This is a genomic window from Streptomyces sp. S465 (assembly GCF_026898115.1).
Taxonomy (GTDB): domain Bacteria; phylum Actinomycetota; class Actinomycetes; order Streptomycetales; family Streptomycetaceae; genus Streptomyces; species Streptomyces luomodiensis.
The window spans coordinates 6,468,023-6,486,308 of sequence record NZ_CP114036.1; the positions used below are offsets into that span (position 1 = coordinate 6,468,023).

Below are 18,286 nucleotides of genomic sequence, written 5' to 3' on the forward strand. Positions count from 1 at the left end.
CCGTCGACCGTCAATCAGCGGACGAGCCCTGGCGTGCCAGGTCCCCGGCGTCGAAGGAAAGCACATCCCGTCCCGCGGCGTCGACGAACCACCAGTCCTTGCCGGCATCCGGCTGGTAGGAGGTGGCCAGGAGGAGTTCGTCGCGGCCGTCGCCGTCGACATCGGCCGCGCCCACCGGCCGGCCCGCCCAGTGCTGCGGTTCCACCGGATCGGGGTCGGGTACGTGGCGGGAGCGGCGCAGGTGACGCCACGGCTGGGAACCGAGGCCGGGGGAGGAGCCGCCGCGCAGGATGTCGACGCTGCCCTCCTCTCCCCAGCGGTCGCCCGCGAGCTGGACGGCGAGTTCGTCGCACCCGTCGCCGTTGAGGTCCCCGGCGACCAGGCCGATGCCGAAGCCGCCCTTGCGGGTGCCGCCCTCGATGACGACGGGAGCCTCGGGCGCCTTGCCGTAACGGATGGTCACCTTGCCCTTGCGGTCGGCCGGTTCCTCCTCCTCGTCCATGGATATGCCGCTGTCGCCGAGGGCGATGTCGGCCCGGTCGTCGCCGTCGAAGTCGCCGACGGCGATGGACTCGCCCTTCGGCAACCGCTCGGGCTCCTCGGCCAGCCCGGTCGCCGTGCCGGCGCCGCCGGCGAGGAGAAGGGGGGCGTCCGCCTCTCCGGGCCGGTACACGATCAGGTCGGTGGCGCGGTCGCCGGTGATCTCCGCCGGGATCAGCTGGAGGTTGGTCACGGCATCGGCTCCCCGCGGGTCCGGGTCGGCGCGCTCGCTGGTCCGCGCGGGCTCTCCGGCGCGCGTGAACGGGCCGTGCAGCACCACCAGCCGCCGCTTGTGCAGACCGGTGCGGTAGGTGGCCAGATCGGTGTGGCCGTCGCCGTCGAAGTCCCCGGCCACCGGCGGGTCCTCGTAGACGTCGTTGCCCTTGCTGATGGCCACCGGGTGGCCCTCGCCGATCCGGGGCAGCCGGACGCGAGCGGGCCGGTGGTCGGGGTCCGGGCCGTGGGGGCCGCCCCACTGCACATGGGCGCTGCCCCCCGCGACGAGGTCGAGGTGGCCGTCGCCGTCCAGGTCGGCGACGGTCGGGCCGGGCAGGTGGCCGGTCATGCCGTCGTGTTCGGGCAGCTGGAAGTCCTTGGGGGTGAACACCGTCCGGTGTTCGGGCCGCGGGCCGTGTGCCGAGCCGCGCACCAGGGCGATCCGGCCGGTCTGGTAGACGTCCCCGTTGCCGGCCGGTACCTCGAGTGCGAGATCGGGGTGGCCGTCGCCGTCGACGTCGAAAGCGGGTGTGCCCACCCGCTCAGCGGGTCCGGACGGGCCGGCCGACGCGGACGCCGACGCCCGGCAGGCGCTGTCCGGGATCGGCGGTCGCAGCTCCTGGTTCCGTGCGCCCGTGACGGTGCCCAGCACCACTACGGCGGCGAGGAGGCCGAGACCCCCTCGCCGCCGGAACCCTGTACGACCATCCGCTGCCGACTCGTGCTTCATAGGGCCACTACAACGGATGTTCACCTTCGGTTCCAGGGGCCGAGATCACTCCGTTACGCCCGAGCGGACGAGAGGATTCCGCACCCGGCCGCCCTCACCGCACGCCGATCAGAACATGCGGGGCTGGCCCGAGGAGGCGCGGAGCCCGCCGTCGACCGGGATGTGGACGCCGTTGACGAACCGGGCATCGGCGCTGGCCAGGAAGGCGATGACGGCGGCGACTTCCTCGGGCTCGGCCGGACGCTGCATGGGGATGCGCTGGCGGAACGCGGCCATGGCGGTTTCGTTGCCCACGAGGGGCGCGGCCATCTCGGTGGCGGTGAGGCTCGGGTGCACCGCGTTGACCCGCACCCCTTCGGCGGCGTGGTCCAGCGCCATGGCGTTGGTCAGATTGGCCACCGCGCCCTTCGCCGCGTTGTAGGCGGCCAGGCCCCAGTCCCCGCCGAGAGCGGAGGCCGAGCCGACGTTCACGATGTTGCCGCCGACGGCCCGCAGATGCGGCAGCGCGGCCCGCGAGGCGTAGAAGGTGCCGTCGGCGACGATGTCCATGACCCGCCGCCAGCCGGCCGTGTCGATGTCCCCGACGGTGCCGACGGTGGCTACGGCCGCGTTGTTGACCAGCACGTCCAGACGGCCGTACTCGGCCGCCACGCCATCGATGACGGCGGTGACAGCCGCCTCGTCGGAGACGTCCGCGACGCGTGCGACGACCGTCGAACCGGCGGGCGCGGTGGCGGCCGTCTTCCGCAGCTTCTCCTCGGTCCGCCCGACCGCGATCACGGTGGCGCCCTCACCCGCGAAACGGTACGCCGTGGCCGCACCGATACCGGACCCGGCGCCGGTGATGAGAACGACCTTGCCGGCGAAACGGTCCTTGCTCACGCTTGTTCTCCTCGGTGGTCATGCTTTTCGGTCAGTCGCCCCTGGAACTGCCCTGTGGGGGGTCGCAGTTGACGGTACGCCCTTCGGGTGGTGGCGGCGCAGGTTGGTGGCGAGGACGCGGTCGAGCGTGCGGTCGGGCAGAAACCGGCCCAGGCGCATGATCAGAGCGGCATCCCGGCCGGCGGTGTAGCGGGTGCGCGGTTTGCGGGTCGTCACGGCCTTGGCGATGACCCGGGCGGCGGCGTCGGCGGTCAGGCCCGACGCGGTACCCGAGGCCATCAGCGCGTTGTTCGCCTCCACCAGGCTGCCGTAGCGCGCCTCCTGGTCCGGCGTCATCCGGGCGGCCAGGTCATTCGCCGTCGCGACCCCGCGGGCGGCTATCTCCGTGCGGACACCGCCGGGCTCGACGACGACCACCTGTACGCCCAGCGGCGCGACCTCCCGGCGGAGCGAGTCGCTGACCGCCTCCAGGGCGAACTTCGAGCCGGCGTACGCGCCGTAGGTGGCCATGGCGAACTTGCCGCCGACCGAGCTGATGTTGACCACGCGGCCCTTGCTGCGCAGCAGCGCGGGCAGGAGCGCCTGGGTGACGGCGATGTGGCCGAACAGGTTGACCTCGAACACCCGCCGCCACTCCGCCATCGGCAGGGCTTCGACCGGGCCGTTCACCTGGATGCCGGCGTTGTTGACGAGCGCGTGCGGCGCGCGCGGGTCGTCGGCGACCCGCGCGGCGAGCGCCTCCACCTGCTCGGACCGGGTGATGTCGAGGATGACCGGCTCGATACCGGTCGACCGGATGGCGTCGGCGTCACGGTCGCGTCGCACGCCGGCCAGCACGTGGAACCCCTGGCGAGCCAGTTCGCGGGCGGCTGCCGCGCCCATGCCCGTGGAGGCTCCGGTGATGACGACCAGCTTCTGTTCGGATGACGTTGTCACCTTGGCTACGCTACCAGCACAGATGACACTGTCAACTGTATGATGGAGGCCATGGTCACTCGTGCGGAATCCGCCGCCCTCACCCGCCGCGCTCTGCTCGACGCGGCCGCCGGCCTCCTCGACCTCGGCGGCCCCGAAGCGGTCACCCTGCGCGAGGTGGGCGCGCGGGCAGGCGTGAGCCGGGGGGCGCCGTACCGGCACTTCACGGGCAAGGACAGTCTGCTGACCGCCGTCGTGACCGAGAGCTGGGAACGGATCGCCGACCAGGTCCACGCCCTGCGGACCGACCCGACCCGGTCGGCCTCCGACAAGCTGCGCGGCGCTCTCCGCACGCTCATCGGCGTCGGCCGGGACCAGCCGCACCTGTACCAGATGTTGTTCAGGCGCCCCGGACACCGTCCCGAGGAACTCGGTGAAGGACTCGATCACGTCCGGCGTCAGCTGTGCGCACCGGCGGGCGACCCGGCCGCGGATCGCGTCCGCGCGGCCGGACGCTTCCAGGACGAGTTCCTGGCCATCGTCGCCGACCTCGTCGGGGAGCGGAACGCACGGCACTACGGCGCCCTGCTGCTGGCCGGCGCCCACGGCGTCGCGGACATGGAGCTCACCGGCCACCTCGACACGGACGCATTGCGCACCACCGCCGAGGAACTCGTCGACACCCTGGTCCGCATGGTCACCGACGTCGGCGAACGACACGGCGACGTCGGCCGTGCGGGCAGCGGGTGAGGGCGGCTGCCCCCGGGGACAGCCGCCCTCACCGCTACCGACAGCACCTACACGGCCGACAACGCCTCGGCGGCGAGCCCCGCGATGACCGCACCGGCGATCGGCCCGGCCACCGGGATCCAGGAGTAGCTCCAGTCCGCCGAGCCCCTGACGGGCAGCAGGGCGTAGGCGACGCGTGGGCCGAGGTCACGCGCCGGGTTCATCGCGTACCCCGTCGGGCCGCCGAGGGAGGTGCCGAGACCGATGACGACGAACATCACGGCCGCGTATCCCAGCGCGGAGTTGCCGAAGTCCGGTATGCCCTCCGGGCCGGGCCGCGCCGCGGGGGTGAGGATGATCCACAGCACCAGCACGAACGTCGCGACGGTCTCGGTGACGAGGTTCCACGGGGTGTTGCGCACGGTGGGCCCGGTGCAGAAGACGCTGCGTGTGGTGTCGGGGTCGTCGTGGGTGTCGAACTGAAGCTTGTAGGCGGCCCAGCAGACGAACGCGCCGATCGTGGCCCCGACCATCTGCCCGGCCAGGTAACAGGGAACCTGGCTCCACGGAACCTGACCGTTGACCGCCAGGCCGATGGTGACCGCGGGGTTGATGTGCGCACCGGAGGGGGCCGCGATGCTGGCGCCGACGAACACCGCGACGCCCCAGCCGAAGGTGACCAGGAGCCAGCCGCCGTCGTACCCGAGCGAGCGGCGCAGGGTCACGTTCGCCCCCACTCCGCACCCCAGCAGGGTGAGCATGGCGGTGCCCGACAACTCCCAGACGAAGATGTGGGCGGCGCTCATCGACCGGCCCCGTGGTGGGGCGCCTTGTACGGGGCCGGGCCCGGCAGCTTCGCGTCCTCGCGGACCCGGGCGGCGAACCGGTCCAGGGCGGCCAGCGCGCCGACGACGTCATCGGCGGCGACGTCGAACGGCATCGAGTGGATGGTCTCTCCCGCCACGGTGGACGCGTCGGCGACGGTGCGCAGCGAGTCCGTGTCATCCGGGTCGAGGCCCACTTCGACGAGGGTCGTCGGCAGCCCCACTCGTGTGGTGAACTCGATGAAATCACGGATTTCACTGGTCGGAGCGCCTTCGAGCACCAACTGCGCCAAGGAGCCGATGTTGACTTTCTGGCCGTGGGCGAGTCCGTGCGTCGCGTCGACGGCCGTGAGCCCATTGTGAATCGCGTGGGCGGCGGCGAGTCCGCCCGACTCGAAACCGAGCCCGGACAGCAATGTGTTCGCCTCGATGAGCTTTTCCACCGCCGGGGTCACCTGATGGTCCCGGACCGCGTCGATGGCGGGCAGGGCGTTCTCCCAGAGAATGTCCCAGCTCAGTTTTGCCAACGCGGTTCCGGTGAGGGTGGGCAGGCCGCCGGCCATCGTCTTCGCATGGGACTGCGCGGTCGCGCGGGCTTCGAGCCAGGTCGCCAACGCGTCGCCCACGCCGGCGATGAGGAAGGACGCGGGTGCGTTCGCGACCACCTGGGAATCGACCAATACCAGATCCGGGTTGCGGGGAAAGAATCGGTATTCCTCGAATGCGCCGTCGTCCGTGTAGATGACGGCCAGCGCGCTGCACGGTGCGTCCGTCGACGCGACCGTCGGGCAGTTCGCCCAGCGGGTGCCCGCCAGAAAGCCCGCGGCCTTGACCGCGTCGATGGTGCTCCCCCCGCCCACCGCCACGACGACGTCCGCGCCGACCTGCTGGATGACGTCGACGAGGCGGGTCACCTCGCGGGAGCTGGCTATTCCGTTGAATGTCTCGCGCCGCAGCGGCAGATTCGCTTTCCGCAGCGATGCCTCGATATCGTGCCCTACGAATCCCCATACGAGGTCGTCAGCCACGAAGAGTGGCGATGAGCCGAGCTGTGCGAGGAATTCGCCCACCCGGTGGATGGCTCCTTTTCCCTGCACATAACGGCCTGGGCTGATCATTGTTCGCATGGTGTGCATGTCGGTCTCCGTCCCGGTGGTGACCCCCATTGACGGAAAGCGACATTAGGCAGCCGGCATCGGACGGGCATCCCCTCGCCTGTCTCACTTTGAGACAAGCGAGGAGGCAGCCGCGTCGCCGGGCCGGGTCAGACCTCTTCCTTCATCAGCCGCAGGTACACCATCGAGAACAGGGCCCCCACCAGCAGCAACAGCAGAGCCACCGCCGTGCCGTAGCCGATCAGGGACTTGTTGAACGCCTGGTCGTACATGAAGACCGGCAGGGTCTGGCTGCGGTTTCCCGGGCCGCCTCGGGTCATCGCCCAGATGAGGCCGAACACCGACAGTGTCTGCAAGGTGTTCAGCATCAGATTGGTGCCGATGGAGCGGCGGATCATCGGCAGGGTGATGTGCCAGAAGCGGCCGAGGCCGCCGGCGCCGTCGACCTCCGCCGCCTCGGTGATCTCCTTGGGGATCTCGGACAGGGCGGCGGAGTAGACCAGCATCGAGAAGGCCGTGCCACGCCAGACGTTGGCGAAGGACACGGCGAGGATGGGCAGGGTGTAGAGCCAGTTCTGGGACGGCAGGCCGAGCCCGTCCAGCAGCGCGTTGAGGGTGCCCTCGCGGCGGAAGAACGCGTACAGCAGGAAGCCCGCCACGATCTCGGGAACGACCCAGGCCGCGATGACGATCGCCCCCGTCAGCGTCCGCACCGGTTTGGAGGCGCGCTGCATCAGAGCGGCCAGGGCCAGGCCCAGGGTGTTCTGGCCGATGAGGGAGGAGAGGAGGGTGAAGACGAGGGTGAGGACGACGGCGTTGCGGAAGTCCTCGTCACCGAAGGCGCGGCGGAAGTTGTCCAGGCCCACGAAGTCCGTGGTGGACGCGCCCGTCAGCTGCATGTCGGTGAAGGCGATGTAGCCGCAGTAGACGATCGGGCCACCGAGGAAGAGCAGCAGCATGACGGTGGCGGGGGCGAGCGGAAGCCAGCGCAGGGGGCGGCCGCGACGGGGACCCGGCCGGGCCGGGGTGACCGTCGGGGCCGCCGCCACCTTGGTCGCGGTTGCCATCGGCGATCGGCCCTCAGCCCCGGTCCGCCGCCGCCACCGTGGCGCCGTCGGCGATGGATGTCAGCTGGTCGTCGTAGGACTTCGCGGCCTTCTCGGGTGAGGAGCCGCCCGCGGTGGCCGCCTCCATGGCCTCGCCGATCGCCGTGGACACCTGCGGATAGACGGGGGTGGTCGGGCGGTAGTGGGTGTACTTCACCAGACTGGTGAAGAAGGTGATCCCCGGCATGGAGGAGGTGTACTTCCGGTCCTGGGCCACATCCTTGCGGACCGCGATCTGGGCGTCGACGATGTCCCAGGTGACAGCGTTGTCCTTGGTCTGGAGCTGTTCGATGAACTTCCAGGCCAGATCGGGATTCCGGGACTTGGCACTGATCGCCCAGGTCCAGCCGCCGGACATGCTGACCTTGCCGGGCGCCTGGCCGTTCTGGGTGGGCATCGCGGCCAGGCCGAGGGTCTTGGACCACTCCGACCAGGGCTTGCCGCCGGTCTCCAGCCAGTTCTGGCCCAGCCAGGAGCCGTCGAGGGCGATGGCGAGCTTGCCCTCGGGCAGCCATTCGCTGTAGACGGTGGTGCCGACGTTGGGGTCGAGGGCGTCGGAGATGTCCGGGCCGAGCTTCTCGGCGTAGACCGTCTTGAGGAAGTTCAGGGCGTCCTTGAAGCCCTTGCCGCCAGTGACCCACTTCTTGGCCTTCGGATCGTAGAGCGGGTCCGCGCCCGCGTCGCCCGTGCCGTACAGCAGCATCTCGAAGCTCTGCATCACGGAGGTCTCGCCCGGGGCCTTGCCGGTGTAGACGTTGAGCGGGATGACGCCGGGGACCTTCTTCTTGATCGTGCGCGCCGCGTCCAGGATGTCGTTCCAGCTCTTGGGCGACCAGTCGGCGGGCAGCCCGGCCTTCGCGAGGATCTTCTTGTTGAACCACAGACCCCGGGTGTCGGTGCCGTCCGGCACCCCGTACGTCTTGCCGTCCTCGGCCTTGGCCGCGTCCTTGGCGGTGTCGACGAACTGGTCCCAGCTCTTCCACTTCGCCAGGTAGTCGTCGAGGGGGCGCAGATAACCCGCCTCGATGTCGGAGTTGATCCGGAAGGTGTCCTCGTAGACCAGGTCAGGGGCGGTCTTGGGGGACCGCATCATCTGCTGGACCTTGGTGGCGTAGTCGTTGTCCTGCGCCTGGATCGGGATCAGCTTGACCTTCTTGCCGGGGTTGGCCTTCTCGAACTGCTTCTTCACCGCGGCCAGGTGGTTGTCCTTGAAGCGGATCTTGTTGTCGGTGGACCGGTTGTAGGCGACCTTGACGGTGTCCGGGTCGCTGCCCGAACCGCCACCGCAGGCGGTGAGCCCGGCGGTGGCGGCGAGGGTGGCGGCGAGGATCAGTGGGGTGGTGGGGCGCACGGGCACGGCCTCCTTGCTGGCCTCTGTGGGCTGCGGGCCGACCGTAAGGTCGTCTTCAACAGAAGGTCAATCCCCGTGACCTGGCTGGTCACTTGATCGCATGCCGTCCCCCTCGGGGCCGAGCGGACGCGGTTCAGCCGTTGTAGCCCGCGAGCACCTTGGTGAAGTCGTACGTGCCCTGCTCGATACCGCTGCACGCGTCCGCCCCCGTGCCGGAGCCGCACGCGCGGTCCCGGTTGAGGGACCAGAAGCTGACCCGGGCCAGGTGGTGGCTGGTGGCGTAGGACACCATGTCCTTGAAGTCGTCGAGCGATATGGTCTCGCCCGCGACGTCGGTCGTACCGTTCATCGAGGAGAAGCCGACCTTGCGGTAGGCGTCGTCGGAGGAGAGGCCGTACGCGCTCGCCACGGTGTCCTTCAGACCGTCCACCGCCGACTTGGTGGCCGCCGCCATGTCGATGTCGCCCTGGCCGAAGTCGAACGGCATGACCGCCCAGCCGTCCACGTCGAGCCCGGCCGCGGCACCGCGCTGGACCAGGTCCTTTCCGTTGGCGTCGGGGCCGGTCGTGGAGGTGCCGAAGGTGATGTACACCTTGACGTCGCTGTTCTTCTCCTTGACCGTCTTGAGCGCGTCGATCACCCGCTGGCGGACCGTCTCGTTCTCGAACTCGGTCGATTCGATGTCGATGTCGATCGACTTGAGCTGGTAGGCGTCGATGACCTTCTGGTACGCGGCGGCCAGGTCGGAGGCGGAGGAGCACTTCTCGCCCAGCTTGTTACCGCTCCAGCCGCCGAAGGAGACGGTGACATCGCCGCCCGCCGAGCGGATGGAGTCGATGGTGGACTGGTCGGCGCCGCCGGTGAGCGCCCGGGAGCCGTCCCACTTGGGCTCGCAGCCCCCGTCGGAGAGCATGAAGGCCATCGTGAACTGCTGGGTGCCGGTCTCCGACATGACGTCCGTGGCGTTGGGCGGGGAGCCCCAGCCGAGGTAGAGGTAGGGGCCGTTGAGCCCGCTGGGGGCGGCGGCGGTGTGCGGCGCCGCCTGCGCGGTGGCCACCGTGGTGGCGGCCCCGGCGATCAGGCCGAGGGCGGCGGAGAGGGCGAGCCTGCGGGTTCGCTTGGAGCGAGGCATGGCGAACGGATCCTCCTGATGTGGGGGGTGGGAGGGAGGTCGGAGCCGAACCTAGCGAGGCGGCATGGCCGCGACAAGATGCCGGATAGGAAAGTTTCCTATCGCGGCTTCCTTGTCGCGGCTCGCCGCAGGTCCCGGTGGCTGACGGCCGCAGTGCGCCCGTCAGTGCTCGCTGAGCCAGCGGTAGAGCAGCTCGGGCCGCCCGATCTGGCCGTAGTGCGGGGCGCGGGCGGCCCGGCCCGCGTCCACCAGATGCTCCAGATAGCGGCGGGCGGTGATCCGGGAGATCCCCACGGTCTCGGCGGTCGCCGCCGCCGAGATCCCCTCCTCGGCGGCGCGCAGCGCCTCGGTGACCGCGTGCAGGGTCGCCTGGGTCAGCCCCTTCGGCATCGCCACGGGCTGCGGCGCCCGCAGCGCGGCCAGCGCCCGGTCCACCTCGTCCTGCCCGCTGGCTTCGCCGGCGGTCGCCCGGAACTCGGCGTACCGGAGGAGGCGGTCCCGGAGGGTGGAGAAGGTGAACGGTTTCAGCACGTACTGCACGACCCCGAGGGACACCCCGTCGCGGACCATCGCCAGGTCCCGGGCCGAGGTGACCGCGATCACATCCGCCCCGTTCCCGGACGCGCGCAGCGCCCGTACGAGCTGGAGGCCGTGCCCGTCGGGGAGGTAGAGGTCCAGCAGCAGCAGATCGACGGGCGTCCGCTCCAGCAGCCGCTGCGCGTCCCCACCGCTCCGCGCGGTCCCGACGACGCCGAAACCGGGGACGCGCTCGACGTACATCCGGTGTGCGTCCGCCGCGACGGGGTCGTCTTCGACGACGAGAACCCGGATCGGCGCCGGTTCCCCCGGTTTCGCCTGCGGCGGGCTCATGGGCGGATTCCTCTCGGACGCGGTGCGCGCGCCCAGCGCGCGAAAAGCTCAGGCTTCCAATTTACGGAGCGTAACTGTCGGCGGCCAGGTCCCGGCGGTGACGATTCGGCTGACCGGCCGTGGTACGCACGGGACTCCCCGCCCGGCACGGCGCGGCGGCGCCGTGCCCACGACGGTGCCGTGCCCACGGCGCCGCCAGCCGGACCCGCCGTGACGGCGGGGCGGGGGGCCGCGGGGCTACGCCCTGGCGCCCGCTCTGGGACGTTTGCCGTCCGGCCGGGCGGCCATGGCCCTCGGCGCTGGGGGCGTTCGCCGTCCGGCCGGGTGGGGCCCCGGCGCCCGCTCAGGGGCGTTGGGCCGTCCGGCGGGGCGGGGCCGTGGGCCGTCTCCGCGAGGAGGTTCGGGCCGCGGGGCCGGCACCCCGGCTGGGTGTGGCTGGACATGGTCGCCCGGCGATGGGCGGATGCGACGGGCGGCGGGCCGGTGGGCGAACGCAGCGGGGCTGTTCCTCGGGCTCGCCCTTGTACGTGGCGGGGCGACGTCATGGGCTGCCCGCGTGAGGGGCCGGGCGGCCGGGCGCCGTGGGGCCGTGGGCCGGATGCGCCGTGGCGGCGGGGCGGGGCGGGACTGCGGGTGCGTGCGGCGGGGCTGCGTCCCGGCCCCTGCTCGGGGGACGTTGCCGTCCGGCGGGGCGGGGCCGTGGGCCGTCCCCGTGGGGAGGTCTGGGCCTCGGGCGTGACGGGCCCGTGGGTCGGGGCCGTCACGGGGTCGAGCCGGGGCCGTCAGGGGTCGGGGCGGGGCCGGGTTGAGCCGGGGGCACCCCGGGGCCGTGGTGGGCCGTCACGGGGTCGAGCCAGGGCCGTCACGGGCCGGGGCGGGGCCGGGTTGAGCCGGGGCCGTCATGGGGCGTGGTGGGCCGGGGCGGTTGGGGTTGTGGCTGGGGTGGTGAGGGGGAGGCGGACGGTGAAGGCGGCGCCGCCTTCCGGTGCGTCCGCCACGTCCACCGTGCCCGCGTTCCGGCGGGTGGCCTGCTGGACCAGGGCGAGGCCGAGGCCGCGCCCCGGCGACTTCGTGCTCCAGCCGCGCCGGAAGACCTCCTCGGCCGCCGCCGGGTCGAGCCCGGCCCCGGTGTCCGCCACGCGCAGCGTCAGCTCGCCGGCGTCCGCGCGGGCGGTGACGGTGACCCGGGCGCTGCGGGGAGCCGTGCCGTGGCCGACGCCCTCGGCGGCCGCGTCCGTGGCGTTGTCGATGAGGTTGCCGAGGATGGTCACCAGGTCGCGGGCGGGCAGACCGGGCGGGAGGACGCCGTCGTCGATGCGGCTGTCGGGGGCCAGGACGAACTCGACGCCGCGCTCGCTGGCCTGCGCCGCCTTGCCCAGCAGCAGCGCGGCCAGCACTGGCTCGGCGACCGCCCCCACCACCTGGTCGGTCAGCGCCTGGGCCAGTTCCAGCTCGGCGGTGGCGAAGTCGACCGCCTCGTCCTCCCGGCCCAGTTCGATCAGGGAGACGACGGCGTGCAGCCGGTTGGCGGCCTCATGGGCCTGGGAGCGCAGGGCCTCGGCGAAACCGCGCACCGAGTCCAGCTCGCCCGAGAGCGCCTGGAGCTCGGTGTGGTCGCGCAGGGTGACGAGCGTGCCACGCTGCTCACCGCTGCTCACCGGTGAGGTGTTGACGACCACGACCCGTTCCGCGGTCAGGTGCAGCTCGTCCACGCGCGGCTCGGTGGCCAGCAGGGCGCCGGTCAGCGCGGGGGGCAGGCCCAGGTCGGAGACGTAGCGGCCGACGGAGTCCTCGGGCAGGCCGAGCAGCTCCCGGCCGCCGTCGTTGATCAGCGCGATCCGCCGCCGGCCGTCGAGCATCAGCAGCCCCTCGCGCACGGCGTGCAGCGCGGCCTCGTGGTAGTCGTGCATCCGGCTCAGCTCGGCCGCGTTCATACCGTGCGTATGGCGGCGCAGCCGGGCGTTGATGACGTACGCGCACAGGCCGCCGACCGCGAGCGCGGCGGCGGCCACGCCGAGCAGCGCGAGCAGCTGGCGGCGCACCTGGGCGCTGATGGTGTCCACGGTGATACCCGCGCTGACCAGCGCGGTGATCCGGCCGCCGGCGCGGTCGTCGCGCACCGGGGCGATCACCCGCACGGAGGAGCCGAGGGTGCCGGTGTAGGTCTCGGGGAAGACCCGGCCGCGCAGTGCGGGCTTGATGTGGCCGAGGTAGGTGGCGCCGATCTGGTCCGGGTCGGGGTGGGTCCAGCGGACGCCGTGGGTATTCATGATCGTCACGAAGGTGACGCCGGTGTCCCGGCGTACCTTCTCCGCGTACGGCTGGAGCCGGGCGCTGGGGTTCTCGGCCCGTACCGCCTCGGCGACCGAGGGCGAGTCGGCGACGGCGACCGCGGCGGCCGTCGCCCGCTGCCGCGCGGCGACCTCCGCCTGTTCGCGGTCGGTGGCGTAGGCGAAGACGGCGCATCCGGCCACCAGGGCGGCGACCAGCACGACCTGCATCGCGAACAGCTGGCCCGCCAGGCTCCGGGGGTGGGGGATGCGCATGGCCATCAGTCTGCACACGCATCTTTGTATGAACGAAATGAACGGAAGGGTGACCCCCATCACAACGTGGGGCATAGTCGCCGGGACCGTTCAAGGCGGTGTGCGAGCCGCACACAAGTACAGCGCCGGGACAGTTGGACGGCAGAACAGAAGGAGGCAGCACCGTGGCTGCGCGGACCTCGACGCCCGAAGCGGGACGTACCGAGCCTGAGCGGGCGAAGAAGGAAAGGATTCACTACCTCTACCTCGCCGTGATCGGCGCGGTGGTGCTCGGCATCATCGTGGGCTTCGCGGCTCCCGGTGTGGCGGTGGAGCTCAAGCCCATCGGCACCGGTTTTGTGAATCTGATCAAGATGTTGATCTCGCCGATCATCTTCTGCACGATCGTGCTCGGCATCGGTTCCGTACGGAAGGCCGCGAAGGTCGGTGCCGTCGGCGGTCTCGCGCTCGGCTACTTCATGCTGATGTCGACCGTCGCCCTCGGGATCGGTCTGGTCGTCGGCAACTTCCTCGACCCCGGCAGCGGCCTGCACATCACCCATGAGGCGGCGCAGGCCGGGCAGAGCCAGGCCGAGGGCGCCCATGAGTCGATGGCGGACTTCCTGGTCGGCATCATTCCGACCACGCTCGTCTCCGCCTTCACCAGCGAATCGGTGCTCCAGACCCTGTTCGTGGCGCTGCTGGCCGGCTTCGCCCTCCAGGCGATGGGCAAGGCCGGCGAGCCGGTGCTGCGCGGCATAGGCCACATACAGCAGCTGGTCTTCAAGCTGCTGTCGATGGTCATGTGGGCCGCCCCGATCGGTGCCTTCGGCGCGATCGCCGCCGTGGTCGGCGAAACCGGTGTGGACGCGCTCAAGGCGCTCGCGGTCATCATGATCGGCTTCTATGTCACCTGCATCCTCTTCGTGGTCGTCGTCCTCGGGACGATCCTGCGCCTGGTCGCGGGCGTGAACCTCTTCCTGCTGCTGAAGTACCTGGCGCGGGAGTTCCTGCTGATCCTGTCGACCTCCTCCTCCGAGTCGGCGCTGCCGCTGCTCATCGCGAAGATGGAGCACGCGGGCGTCAGCAAGCCGGTCGTCGGCATCACCGTCCCCACCGGCTACTCCTTCAACCTGGACGGCACCGCCATCTACCTGACCATGTCCTCGCTGTTCATCGCCGAGGCCATGGGCGAGCCGCTCTCCATCGGCCAGCAGATCTCCCTGCTCGTCTTCATGATCATCGCCTCGAAGGGCGCGGCCGGTGTGACCGGCGCGGGCATGGCCACGCTGGCGGGCGGTCTCCAGTCGCACCGGCCCGAGCTGGTGGACGGCGTCGGCCTCATCGTCGGCATCGACCGCTTCATGAGCGAGGCCCGCGCCCTCACCAACTTCGCGGGCAACGCGGTCGCGACCGTCCTGGTCGGCACCTGGACCAAGGAGATCGACAAGGAGCGGATGCAGCAGGTCCTCTCCGGCCGGCTGCCGTTCGACGCCGCCGCGTTCGCCTCCAAGGGCGGCGGCCACGGCCCGGCCGCCGACGCGGACTCCGATGACTCCGGCGAGGGCGAGGGCAAAACCCTCCCCGAGCCGCGTGACGGTGACACGGCGAAGGAGCACGTCCCCGCCTGACACCCCACGCACCGGCGGCCCTGCCCTCCTGAATCGGGGCAGGGCCGCCGGTGTGTCAGGAGCGCGGCCACACGGCACACGCGGCCTTACGAGACGTGCGGGCAGACGAGAGACACAAGGCGCCTCGCGTCCTCCCCCCGTTGGAAGACGCGAGACGCCGCCCATGGCCCCCGGTGGTCCTGGATGACGTGGCGGCGCCCGCTCAGTGCTCGCCGTCCGCCACGCGGCGGAGCTGCTCCGGGAGGGCCGTCCACTCGGGGCCGTCGTGCAGGGGTTTGACCCAGGCGATGTTGCCGCCGGTGTCGACGTAGGCGACCCGGCCCACGGCCTCGCGTTCGAGGTCGTAGACGAGTTCGCCGATGCGCGGTGTGCTGCGTGTCCCGCCGGCGGTGGTCATAGGCCGTCCCTTCGGCACCTCAACTCCATGCCGTCCCCCGTTCATGGTCGGTGGAGGGTCCCCGGGACCGGCCACGTCCGGCCCGATCGCCGCCGTGGTGGACCGGGGTGCGCTTCTGGTGCCCGTGGGACCCTCGTTGACTCGTAGGGTGCTACGGGCCGCTGATATCCCGCTGATGCCTCGCTGACCCGAACCCGTGGGTAGGCTGCGAAGTGGGCAAGGAAATCTCTGGTACCGACGGGGGCAGTGCGTGGACGGGACCGAGTTTCGCCTGTTAGGACCGGTGGGCATATGGCGGGGCGAGCGGCCGCTGGGGCCGACCGCCGCGCAGCAGCGGTCCGTATTGGCGATGCTGTTGATGGCATCCGGCCGGGTGGTGTCCGTGGACCGGCTGGTCATGGCGGTATGGGGCGAGGACCCGCCGGGGTCCGCGCGCAACGCCGTGCAGGTGCAGATATCCAAGCTGCGGCGGATCCTGTCCGAGCTGCCCGGAGCCGAGCTGACGACGTCGGCGAAGGGCTACGCCCTGACCGTCGCCCGGGAACAGGTCGACCTGCACCGGTTCCGCGATCTGGTGCGGGCCGCGCGGGAGACCCCCAAGGGCACCGAGAACACCGAGAGCGCCGAGGACCGGGCCGCGCGGTTGCTGCGCGCCGCGTTGCAGCTGTGGCGCGGGCCCGCGCTGGCGGATGTCGCGGGCGGCTGGCTCGCCGAAACCCTGGGCGCCGGTCTGGAGGAGGAGCGGCGTACGGCGGTCGAGGAGTGCGCCGCGATCGACCTGCGCTCCGGGCGGCACCACGAGGCCGCCGCGGAGCTGTCCCTGCTGGTGGCCGAACACCCCCTGCGGGAGCGCTCGGTGGCGCTGCTGATGGAGGCTTTACGGCGCTGCGGGAGGCGGGCCGACGCGCTCGCGCTGTTCCGCTCCACCCGCCGCACGTATGTGGAGGAGCTGGGCATCGAACCCGGCGACGCATTGCAGCGGCTCCACCGGCAGGCGCTCGAGGACGGCGGGGACGGCCGCCCCACCACCGATCCGTCGATGTCGTCCGGCATGCGCGGGAGCGCTCCCGCGACGCAGGCCCCCACCCCGGCCCCGGCCCCGGCCGCGGACGAGAGCGCGGGTGCGGCCGCGGCGGAGGCCGCCCCGGCTTCCGACGAGCCCCACGGGCCCGCCACAGCTCCGTCCGCCACCGCCACCGTCACCACGCCCGCGTCCGCCACCGCCGCACCCACACCCGCCGCCACGTCCGAACCGGCCGCCGCCATCACCGCCGTACCGCAGCAACTCCCCTCCGACGTCGCCCACTTCACCGGCCGGGAGCGTGAACTGGCCGGGCTGGACGCCCTGCTGCGCGCGGGCTCGGGCGAGGGCGGGGGACGGGCGCCCACGGCCGCGATGATCACCGTCATCGCGGGCAGCGGCGGCCTCGGCAAGACGACCCTCGCGGTGCACTGGGCCCACCGGGTCCGCGACCGCTTCCCCGACGGTCAGCTCTATGTGAATCTGCGCGGTTTCGGCCCCACCGGGTCGGCCATGACCGTCGCCGAGGCGGTACGCGGCTTCCTGGACGCCTTCCAGGTGCCCGCCCACCGGATCCCCGCGACCGTCGAGGCGCAGACCGCCCTGTACCGGAGCCTGGTGGCCGACCGCCGGATGCTGATCCTGCTGGACAACGCCCGGGACGCCGAGCAGGTGCGGCCCCTGCTGCCCGGCTCACCCGGCTGCCTGGTGGTGCTGACCAGCCGTAACCAGCTCACCAGCCTGGTCGTCGCCGAGCAGGCCCAGCCGCTGCCGCTGGAGCTGCTCGACCGTGCCGAGGCGCGGGAGCTGCTGATCAACCGGGTGGGCGCCGAGCGGGTGGCCGCCGAACCGCAGGCGGTGGAGGAGGTGATCACGGTGTGCGCCGGGCTGCCGCTCGCGCTGGCCATCGTGGCCGCCCGCGCCGCCACCCACCCCCGCTTCCGTCTGGAGGCGCTGGCCGGGGAGCTGCGCGACGCCCGCGGCAGCCTCGACGCGTTCGAGGGCGGCGACGCCACCACCGACGTCCGGGCCGTCTTCTCCTGGTCGTACCACACCCTGGGCACCGACGCCGCCCGGCTGTTCCGGCTGCTGGGCGTCCACCCGGGCCCCGACATCGCCGCCCCGGCCGCCGCCAGCCTGGTGGGCATCCCCGTACCGCAGGCCCGCCGGCTGCTGGTCCAGCTGACCCGGGCGCATCTGATCACCGAGCGCACCCCCGGCCAGTACGGCTTCCACGATCTGCTGCGCGCCTACGCCATGGAACTCACCCAGGCGTTGGACGCGGAGGGCGAGCGCCGCGCCGCGCTGCACCGGGTGCTCGACCACTATCTGCACACCGCCGTGGCCGCCGGGGTGGCCTTCACCCCGCACCGGGAGCCGATCACCCCCGAGCCGGTCCAGCCGGGGGTCAGCGTCGGCGAGTTCAGCGGGCACAGCCAGGCGCTGATGTGGTTCATCCTGAACCATCCGGTGCTGATCGGGGTGTCCCAGCAGGCCGCGGAGGCCGGGTTCGAGACCCACGCCTGGCAACTGGCCTGGTCGCTGGCGGAGTTCCTGGACCAGTTCGGCCACTGGCACGACCAGCGCTCCGTGCACCGCATCGCCCTGGCCGCGGCCCACCGGATCTCCGACCTCACCGGCCAGGCACACGCCTGCCACGGCCTCGGCCTCGCCGATCTGCGGATGGGCCGCTACGACCGGGCCCGCGGCCATCTGATGCGCGCCCTGAACCTGCACCGCGAGACCGGCGACACCATCGGCCAGGCCATGGTCCATGTCGCGCTCAACGTGGCCAGCGAGCGGCAGGGCCGCCACGACGAGGGGCTGGACCACGCGCTGCGCTCCCTGAAGCTGTACCGCGCGGCGGGCCACCGCAGCGGTGAGGCGTACGCCCTGAACAACGTGGGCTGGGCGTACGCCATGCTGGGCGACTTCCAGCAGACCCTCGTCCACTGCGAGAAGGCGCTGAACATGCTGCGCGAGGCGGAGGACGGGCGCGGTGAGTCCGCGGCCTGGGACAGCCTCGGCTACGCCCACAGCCACGTCGGCGACCACGAGCAGGCCATCACCTGCTACCGGAACGCCGTGGAGCTGCGGCGCGGCCGGGGCGAGCGGGTCCGGGAGGCCGAATCCCTCCACCGGCTCGGCAGCGCGCAGCTGGCGGCCGGGGACCGGGCCGGGGCCCGCCGCAGCTGGCGGCAGGCCCTGAGCCGTTTCGACACCCTCGGCCACCCCGACGCCCACCGGGTCCGGGACGGGCTCACCCGGCTGGGCGGGCCCGACGACTGACGGGCGTGGGGGC

14 protein-coding genes are annotated in these 18,286 nt (G+C 71.9%); 3 read left to right on the top strand and 11 right to left on the bottom strand.

Going from position 1 to position 18,286, the window contains the following annotated elements:
* Positions 1–10 precede the first annotated feature (10 nt).
* The 3 genes from N6H00_RS27460 to N6H00_RS27470 all read right to left on the bottom strand — a co-directional run bounded on the left by N6H00_RS27460 (position 11) and on the right by N6H00_RS27470 (position 3,304).
* On the bottom strand, positions 11–1,294 hold the full coding sequence (locus tag N6H00_RS27460) for an FG-GAP repeat domain-containing protein (RefSeq protein ID WP_268974492.1): 1,284 nt from the start codon (positions 1,292–1,294) through the stop codon (positions 11–13).
* Positions 1,295–1,594: 300 nt separating this feature from the next.
* Positions 1,595–2,368: an SDR family NAD(P)-dependent oxidoreductase gene (locus N6H00_RS27465; RefSeq protein WP_268974493.1), complete on the bottom strand. Its 774-nt coding sequence runs from the start codon at positions 2,366–2,368 to the stop codon at positions 1,595–1,597.
* 18 nt (positions 2,369–2,386) lie between these two features.
* Complete coding sequence (locus N6H00_RS27470) at positions 2,387–3,304, bottom strand: SDR family oxidoreductase (protein ID WP_268974494.1); 918 nt, start codon at positions 3,302–3,304, stop codon at positions 2,387–2,389.
* Positions 3,305–3,355: 51 nt separating this feature from the next.
* On the opposite strand from N6H00_RS27470, the gene N6H00_RS27475 reads away from it, so the two are divergent.
* Positions 3,356–4,033, top strand: a complete 678-nt coding sequence (locus tag N6H00_RS27475; protein ID WP_268974495.1) for a TetR/AcrR family transcriptional regulator — start codon at positions 3,356–3,358, stop codon at positions 4,031–4,033.
* A gap of 47 nt (positions 4,034–4,080) precedes the next feature.
* Here the strand turns inward: N6H00_RS27475 and N6H00_RS27480 are convergent, their stop codons facing one another.
* The 7 genes from N6H00_RS27480 to N6H00_RS27510 all read right to left on the bottom strand — a co-directional run bounded on the left by N6H00_RS27480 (position 4,081) and on the right by N6H00_RS27510 (position 12,956).
* Complete coding sequence (locus N6H00_RS27480) at positions 4,081–4,818, bottom strand: MIP/aquaporin family protein (RefSeq protein WP_268974496.1); 738 nt, start codon at positions 4,816–4,818, stop codon at positions 4,081–4,083.
* The gene (locus N6H00_RS27485; protein ID WP_268974497.1) at positions 4,815–5,954 is read right to left on the bottom strand and encodes a glycerol dehydrogenase; all 1,140 of its coding nucleotides are present in this window, start codon (positions 5,952–5,954) and stop codon (positions 4,815–4,817) included. The genes N6H00_RS27480 and N6H00_RS27485 overlap by 4 nt, the downstream gene beginning before the upstream one ends.
* 146 nt (positions 5,955–6,100) lie before the next feature.
* Complete coding sequence (locus N6H00_RS27490; protein WP_268974498.1) at positions 6,101–7,018, bottom strand: carbohydrate ABC transporter permease; 918 nt, start codon at positions 7,016–7,018, stop codon at positions 6,101–6,103.
* A gap of 13 nt (positions 7,019–7,031) precedes the next feature.
* Positions 7,032–8,408, bottom strand: a complete 1,377-nt coding sequence (locus N6H00_RS27495; RefSeq protein WP_268974499.1) for an ABC transporter substrate-binding protein — start codon at positions 8,406–8,408, stop codon at positions 7,032–7,034.
* A 133-nt stretch (positions 8,409–8,541) separates the two neighbouring features.
* Positions 8,542–9,540, bottom strand: a complete 999-nt coding sequence (locus N6H00_RS27500) for a chitinase (RefSeq protein WP_268974500.1) — start codon at positions 9,538–9,540, stop codon at positions 8,542–8,544.
* A 162-nt stretch (positions 9,541–9,702) separates the two neighbouring features.
* Positions 9,703–10,410, bottom strand: a complete 708-nt coding sequence (locus N6H00_RS27505) for a response regulator (protein ID WP_268974501.1) — start codon at positions 10,408–10,410, stop codon at positions 9,703–9,705.
* A gap of 899 nt (positions 10,411–11,309) precedes the next feature.
* Positions 11,310–12,956 (bottom strand): sensor histidine kinase, encoded by a 1,647-nt coding sequence (locus N6H00_RS27510; RefSeq protein WP_268974502.1) that lies wholly within the window; start codon positions 12,954–12,956, stop codon positions 11,310–11,312.
* 164 nt (positions 12,957–13,120) lie between these two features.
* Between N6H00_RS27510 and N6H00_RS27515 the strand changes: the two genes are divergently transcribed.
* A complete protein-coding gene (locus N6H00_RS27515) occupies positions 13,121–14,566 on the top strand; it encodes a cation:dicarboxylate symporter family transporter (RefSeq protein WP_329618563.1) in 1,446 nt (481 codons plus the stop codon).
* 202 nt (positions 14,567–14,768) lie between these two features.
* Here N6H00_RS27515 and N6H00_RS27520 read toward each other — a convergent pair whose 3' ends face one another.
* Positions 14,769–14,963: a hypothetical protein gene (locus N6H00_RS27520; RefSeq protein ID WP_268974503.1), complete on the bottom strand. Its 195-nt coding sequence runs from the start codon at positions 14,961–14,963 to the stop codon at positions 14,769–14,771.
* A gap of 283 nt (positions 14,964–15,246) precedes the next feature.
* Between N6H00_RS27520 and N6H00_RS27525 the strand changes: the two genes are divergently transcribed.
* Entirely contained in the window at positions 15,247–18,273 is a 3,027-nt protein-coding gene (locus N6H00_RS27525; protein ID WP_268974504.1) for an AfsR/SARP family transcriptional regulator, read from the top strand.
* Positions 18,274–18,286 lie beyond the last annotated feature (13 nt).

Bases quoted from the DNA above. Each gene is read 5' to 3' on its own strand.
- N6H00_RS27475 (WP_268974495.1), top strand. From the start codon at position 3,356: ATGGTCACTCGTGCGGAATCCGCCGCCCTCACCCGCCGCGCTCTGCTC.
- N6H00_RS27480 (WP_268974496.1), bottom strand. From the start codon at position 4,818: ATGAGCGCCGCCCACATCTTCGTCTGGGAGTTGTCGGGCACCGCCATG.
- N6H00_RS27485 (WP_268974497.1), bottom strand. From the start codon at position 5,954: ATGATCAGCCCAGGCCGTTATGTGCAGGGAAAAGGAGCCATCCACCGG.
- N6H00_RS27490 (WP_268974498.1), bottom strand. From the start codon at position 7,018: ATGGCAACCGCGACCAAGGTGGCGGCGGCCCCGACGGTCACCCCGGCC.
- N6H00_RS27500 (WP_268974500.1), bottom strand. From the start codon at position 9,540: ATGCCTCGCTCCAAGCGAACCCGCAGGCTCGCCCTCTCCGCCGCCCTC.
- N6H00_RS27505 (WP_268974501.1), bottom strand. From the start codon at position 10,410: ATGAGCCCGCCGCAGGCGAAACCGGGGGAACCGGCGCCGATCCGGGTT.
- N6H00_RS27510 (WP_268974502.1), bottom strand. From the start codon at position 12,956: ATGCGCATCCCCCACCCCCGGAGCCTGGCGGGCCAGCTGTTCGCGATG.
- N6H00_RS27520 (WP_268974503.1), bottom strand. From the start codon at position 14,963: ATGACCACCGCCGGCGGGACACGCAGCACACCGCGCATCGGCGAACTC.